The 5,841-nt window shown below is 69.7% G+C and carries 6 protein-coding genes; all 6 read right to left on the bottom strand.

Going from position 1 to position 5,841, the window contains the following annotated elements; translation table 11 throughout:
- Window positions 1-312 (bottom strand): response regulator (locus HO151_RS07145; RefSeq protein ID WP_254594624.1); only part of this gene is annotated, 312 nt, incomplete at its 3' end.
- A 341-nt stretch (window positions 313-653) separates the two neighbouring features.
- Window positions 654-1,388: a trypsin-like serine protease gene (locus tag HO151_RS01350; RefSeq protein WP_173894305.1), complete on the bottom strand. Its 735-nt coding sequence runs from the start codon at window positions 1,386-1,388 to the stop codon at window positions 654-656.
- 124 nt (window positions 1,389-1,512) lie between these two features.
- Window positions 1,513-1,764, bottom strand: a complete 252-nt coding sequence (locus HO151_RS01355; RefSeq protein WP_217422759.1) for a hypothetical protein — start codon at window positions 1,762-1,764, stop codon at window positions 1,513-1,515.
- On the bottom strand, window positions 1,761-2,237 hold the full coding sequence (locus tag HO151_RS01360; protein ID WP_173894307.1) for a (2Fe-2S)-binding protein: 477 nt from the start codon (window positions 2,235-2,237) through the stop codon (window positions 1,761-1,763). Before HO151_RS01360 ends, HO151_RS01355 begins: the two co-directional genes overlap by 4 nt.
- A 27-nt stretch (window positions 2,238-2,264) precedes the next feature.
- On the bottom strand, window positions 2,265-4,571 hold the full coding sequence (locus tag HO151_RS01365; protein WP_368039379.1) for a molybdopterin cofactor-binding domain-containing protein: 2,307 nt from the start codon (window positions 4,569-4,571) through the stop codon (window positions 2,265-2,267).
- A gap of 262 nt (window positions 4,572-4,833) precedes the next feature.
- On the bottom strand, window positions 4,834-5,841 hold a 1,008-nt coding region (locus tag HO151_RS01370), incomplete at its 5' end, for an oxygenase MpaB family protein (RefSeq protein ID WP_254594625.1).

Raw genomic sequence — 5,841 nt, forward strand, 5'->3', positions numbered from 1 at the left:
GCCGGAGACAACATCCAGGGCGTCGCCGCGCGCTGACATCATCAGGACGGGATCCACGCTGGTCTCCCGGATCCGGCGGCACAGCCCGATGCCGTCGAGGCCGGGCAGCATCACGTCCAGCAGCAGCAGGTCGTGCCGGCCCTCCCGGAACAGTTCGAGTCCGGTCAGGCCGTCGGCGGCAGCGGTGACACGGTAGCCGTAGCGCTCCAGCGCCATCGTGACGGATCTGCGGATCACCGCGTCGTCCTCGACGAGCAGGATCGTCACCGGCGCGGGCGCGGGCGCGCCCCCGTCTGCTGCTGAAGCGGGCATCTTTTCCGTCCGGAGGTAGGGTCGAGGGCTCTCCCACCCTGCCGGAACCGTGCCTCCGCCCAGGCTCAACCGTGTATCAGCCGAGTATCGGCGATCTTTCGGCGGGATCGCGGGCTACGAGGTCCGGGAAGCAACAGACGAAAGCCTCGAGCGTGTAGCCCTGATCCAGCAGGTCACCCGGGCCTGCCTCGACCATACACTCGGCGTCGGGGATGACGACTGGTCGGCAGCGCAGGAGTCCCTGTCGGAGGGCATCGATCCCTTGGATCGAATCGAATCCGAGTGAAGCCGCCCCCGACCCCCGAAGGGAGTGCCTTGACCCAGTACGCCATCCGTGTGGTTCAGTCCGGGATGACGTGCCCGAGCCCATGAGAGGCGAGCGGGTCGCGGAACGGCTTCCAGATGGTGGGGTCGGCCAGGTTCGTGAAGAGCCCGGTGCAGGTGTTCGTGTCGCCGGTCACGAGCCCGTACACGACCGTTCCGCCGGAGGCCTTCGTATCGAACAACGGTCCCCCGCTGTCCCCGGGGCCGACCCGGGATCCGGCGGTGCCTGCGCAGATGAACTTGCTGTCCCAGACACCGTTCTCCGTGTCGAACTTGGTGACGGGCAACTTCACTTCGTGCATACGGGACGGCTTGTTCGGATCGTCGAGATCGGTACGTCCCCAACCGGCGGCGCGTACGAGACGCCCCGGCCGTAGCTGCGTTCCCAGCGGTGGCAGGGCCGCGCGAGGCCGGCCGGCCGGGCTGTCGAGCACGATGACCCCCAGGTCCGTGTTGGTCGCGGTGTCGAAGCCGGGGTGGCTGTAGACGGAGAAGCGGCCGCCGGTCACCACTGTTCCGCCGGGCGTGCTCGAGTCGGTCCGCCCCAGGACCAGCCGGATCTTGACCATGCCCTGCTCGGCGAACCTGGCGCAGTGCGCCGCCGTGACGACAACGCGGCTGTGGACGAGTGCTCCGCCGCAGTAATGCGACCAGGTCCCGTCGTCGCCCTGTTGCTCGATCTGCACGACGAAGGGCCGCTCGCCGTCCGGTACCGGCGCGCCACCGACGATCGCCGAGGCGACGGGTGCCATGGGGAACACGGTTCCCAACGCGCAGACACCTGCGAGGGAGGTGCCCGCCCATCGGCTCACTGACTTGCGCAAGGTGGACTCACTTCCGTTGTCCTTGACCACCCGCACGACCTCGCCCGGTCCCTCACCCGCCCCACCCCCCTCGCCCCCGTCTCCGCCCGACGACACCGGTCCCCGCCCCGTCCCAGTAGCGGACCGGAACGAGCGAGCGGGTGCAGTGCGCCGTCCGGTCGGTGTCCCCGGGTAGTTTCGTGGTGTTCGGGCCAAGGACGAAGCGTGCGACTGCCGCGGGTGCGACCAGGGCGACGGCCGTGGCGACGAGTACGACCGATGAACGGCGGGCGGACACGATGTCCTCCCTTCCGTGGTCGGTCACATGTTTTCGGCGCCGGTTCTGATCGCTTCGCGGATACGGGGATAGGTACCGCAGCGGCAGACGTTGCGGATGGCGTCCAGGTCGGCCTCGGTGATCGCGCGGCCTTCCTCCTTGACGCGGCGGACCAGGGCGACGGCGGTCATGATCTGGCCGGGCTGGCAGTAGCCGCACTGGGCCACGTCCTGCGCCAGCCACGCCTCCTGCATCGGGTGCAGGTCGGCGCCCACGGTGGCGGGCAGACCCTCGATGGTGGTGATCTCGTCGGAAGGCCGCAGCGCGCTCACGGGGATGGCGCACGGGTTGGCCGCCCTGCCGTTGAGGTGGCTGGTGCAGGCCTTGCAGACGTTGATGCCGCAGCCGTACTTCGGGCCGGTGACACCGAGGATGTCGCGCAGCACCCACAGCAGCCGCTCGTCGTCGGCGGCGTCGACGGTGACCTGTTCGCCGTTGAGGCGGAACGTGTGTTCGGGCACGGGAACTCCCAGCTGGTTCGGCGGGCGTCAGCGGACGTGGTCCAGGCCGTCGGTGGGTGATGCGGGGATGGGCGGGACGGTGGGTTTCGGGGAGAAGGACAGGGTGGCGTGGTTGATGGGGAAGACCGTGGGCATGACTCCGGTGGCGCGGCCGTACGCACAGGCGACCGCGGCCATGGACGCGGCCACGCCGAGCTCTCCGGCGCCGCCGGGTTCGCCGGTGGTGGCCGGCATGATGACGATCTTCAGCTCGGGCGGTGTGTTCCACTGCCGGGTGTAGAAGTAGTTGTCCCAGCTGGCCTCCAGGAAGTGCCCGTCGCGCAGGTGCAGGCTGGAGGTCAGGGCCAGCGCGATGCCGTCCATGAGGCAGCCCGTCATCTGCGCCTCCACACCGCGCGGGTTGACGGCCAGGCCGACGTCGACGGCGATGACCGCTTTGGTGACACGGGGGCCGGCCACACCGTCGCGGATGGGGCGGCCGACCGTCTGCGGGCGGCAGTCGAGTTCCACCAGCACTGCGCTGACGGCGTGGTACTCGGAGTGGAAAGCGATGCCCTGTGCCATGCCGGCGGGCAGGTCGCGGCCCCAGTCGCCGACCTCGGCGACCTTGTCCAGCACCGCGCGGGAGCGGTCCTCGCGCAGGAAGTCGTGCCGCAACCGGTAGGGGTCCTCGCCCATCCTGGCGGCGAGCTGGTCGATGAGGAGTTCCCGGGCGCAGGTGACGTCGGGCGAGTAGACGTTGCGCATGCTGCCGGTGTTGAAGCCCTTGTCGGTTTCGCTCAGGAGCCGGCTGTTGGCACCGAAGTCGTAGGGCATCGACTGGGAGAGCTGGAAGAACGTCTGGGAGAATCCGATGTCTCCCACCGGAAGTCTCGCGGCCAGGGCCGTGAAGATCTCTCCCAGGCCGTGGCCGAGGTCGGTGGAGACGCTGGTGTGCCGTTGTGTGTAGCTGAGGACCGTGTTGCCGAGGTAGGCGATACGCGCTCGGGAGGTCGCCATGGGGTGCGTGCGGCCCTGGCGGGCGTCGTCGGCACGGTGCCACATGAGTTTGACCGGCTTTCCGATCTTCTGCGAGATCTCGACGGCCTCCAGCGCGGCGTCGAAGAAGAGTTTGCGGCCGAAGGAGCCGCCTCCCTCGGCGACATGGACGGTCACTGAACGCAGGGGCAGGCCGAGTTCGGCGGCGATGGCTTCTTTTGCGACGATCGGCGCTTTCAGGCTGGACCAGATCTCGGCGCGGTCGGGGCGCACGTCGGCTATGGCGCAGTTCGGTTCCAGCGCGCTGTTGCTGCGGAAGTGGAACGTGAACCTGCCTTCCACACGGGGCGTCAGCGGCGGCGGTCCGAGGGGCAGTTCGGCCGCGTGCAGTTCCTCCAGTACGGACTGGTCGGACTTGCCTTCCGCGCTCCCGGGCTTCCAGAACACCTTCAGGGCCCGTACGGCATCGATGCACTGTCCGAACGTGGCCGCCCGCACCGCCACCCCGGTCGATATCACCGCGACGTCGCTGACACCGGGCATGGCGCGGATCGCCTGCAGATCGGACACCGATCCGGCCTTGCCGTTGATCGTCGGCGGACGGCACACCATGGTCGGCATGGCGTCGGGGACGTCCAGGTCCAGGGTGAACTTCTTGCGTCCGGTGACCGCGGCGAGGGCGTCGATGCGGCTGTGCGGTCGTCCGACGACACTGAACTCGTCACGCGGTTTGAGATCCACGACCATCCGCTCGGTCCGCATGCTCGCGGCCGTGCGGGACAGGACCGCGATATCGGCTGTGCGGTCGCCGGGGCCGGTGACGACTCCCGCCGTGAGGGTCAGCCCGGTGACCGGGACGCCCCATCGGCTCGCCGCCGCCTGCAGCAGCCGGCCGCGGGCGACGGCGGCGGCGACCCGGATCGGGAGGTAGGTGGAGAACGTCGTGTTCGATCCGCCGGTGAGCTGGTTGAAGAGCAGCTCCACCCGTGCGTCGGCCAGAGTGACGTGGACGCGTTCCAGGGGCACACCGAGTTCCTCGGCGATCAGCATGGCGCTCGATGTGGTGATGCCCTGTCCCACTTCGGCACGCGGCAGTGCGAAGGACACGGTGCCGTCCTCGTTCACCTCGACGGTGATCAGGCCTGATGTCGGCAGGGCCGCCGCCGTCATCACGTCGTTGAGATCGACGAGTTCCGTGATCTCCGGTGAGGGGATGTCCGCCCGCGCCCGGGACGCGGGCACGAGCTCGGCCGCGGCCATGAGCGTGGGTGCTGCCAGCACGTATCCGAGGAACCGGCGTCTTGCGAGGGGCGACGGGCCGGTTTCCGGCCGGGCCGGGTGATCGGCGTCCGTCACCGGCGGCCTCCCCCACCGCTGTCGCCGACTCGGCGGAAGGCTGTCCGTGGACCGGCGCCGGGGCCGGGGCCGGGATGCGCTCGTGTCGTTCCGTCACTGCGCGGTGTCGTCATCGTTCCGTCTCACGTTCGTGGTCGGCGGGAGTTCACCTGTCGGGTGCGGTCGCCACGGGCGGCCGGACCGGGCTTCCGGGCGTTCGCGTGTCGGCGACGGGGGGACACCTCGGTGGGGCGTCCCCCGCGCCGGGGACGTGGGAGGCGGCTCAGGAGGGACGGTTGGTGTCGGGGATCTCCAGGTGGATGCCGCGTCCTTCGGAGAGGAAGAGCAGGACGAACTTGCGGATGGCCTCCTCCACGGTCCATGCCGCCTCGGGGACCAGCGGCAGGGGAATGAGTCCTTCGCGGAAGGCCACCAGCAGCGGCCAGGCGGCGCCGATCAGCGGCTGCCAGAAGGGTTCCCTGTCCAGTCCGATCAGGTCGCCGGTCCGGTCGCCGAGCGTGTACCTGCCGAAGGCGTTGATCAGGGGCCGGGTGAGGCCGGCGTCGAGTTCGGCGACGATGTCGAGGAGAACGTCGGTCAGTTCCTCGCCTTCGGGCGTGGCGGCGAGGACGGGGTCGAGGACCTGCCGGGACTGTGCCTCGGCCTCGGCCCAGGTGGCGGGTATGTACTCGTCCAGGACGCCGAGCATGTGGGCGGTGACCTGCCACACGTGCAGGAACCCGTCCGCCTCGGCGGCGCTCACCGGCACCCTCCACTCCGTCAGCTTGCGCATGACGAACGTGGACAGGCTGTGCCAGGTGACCATGATGTCCGCCTGGCTGATGGGGACCGTCTGGCCGCCGCTGGTCCGGGACCAGTCCGGGGACCGGGGCAGCAGGTGCCGTACGGCGGCGTGCACCAGGCGGGTCTTCACCGCGGTCACGATCATCCCGCCCTGAGGCCGGTAGGCGTCCAGGTCTCCGACGTCGTACCCGAGCTGGGCGGTCTTGGCGATGCGGTCCTTCATGTCCGCGCCGCCCTTGGAGTAGTAGACGGCGCGTGCCTCGCGGGGGATCGCGGTGCTCATCAGGCCGCTGCCGAGCCCGTACAGGGCGCCTGTGTAGATGCCCTTCTTCTTGGTGAACCGGGCTGCGGCCGCAAGCTTGTCCCGGTCCGCCCAGGAGGGCAGGCGGCGTGCGCCGTCCATGAAGTCGCGTAAGTCGGCGGGCAGACCGGTCGGCAGCGGCTGGTCGTTGCGGGTCCACGTGCGCAGCGCCTCGTTCACCCTGGG

The organism is Streptomyces sp. 8P21H-1, assembly GCF_013302945.1.

Coding starts and splice junctions, on each gene's coding strand:
- HO151_RS01350 (WP_173894305.1), bottom strand. CDS start 1,388: ATGGCACCCGTCGCCTCGGCGATCGTCGGTGGCGCGCCGGTACCGGAC.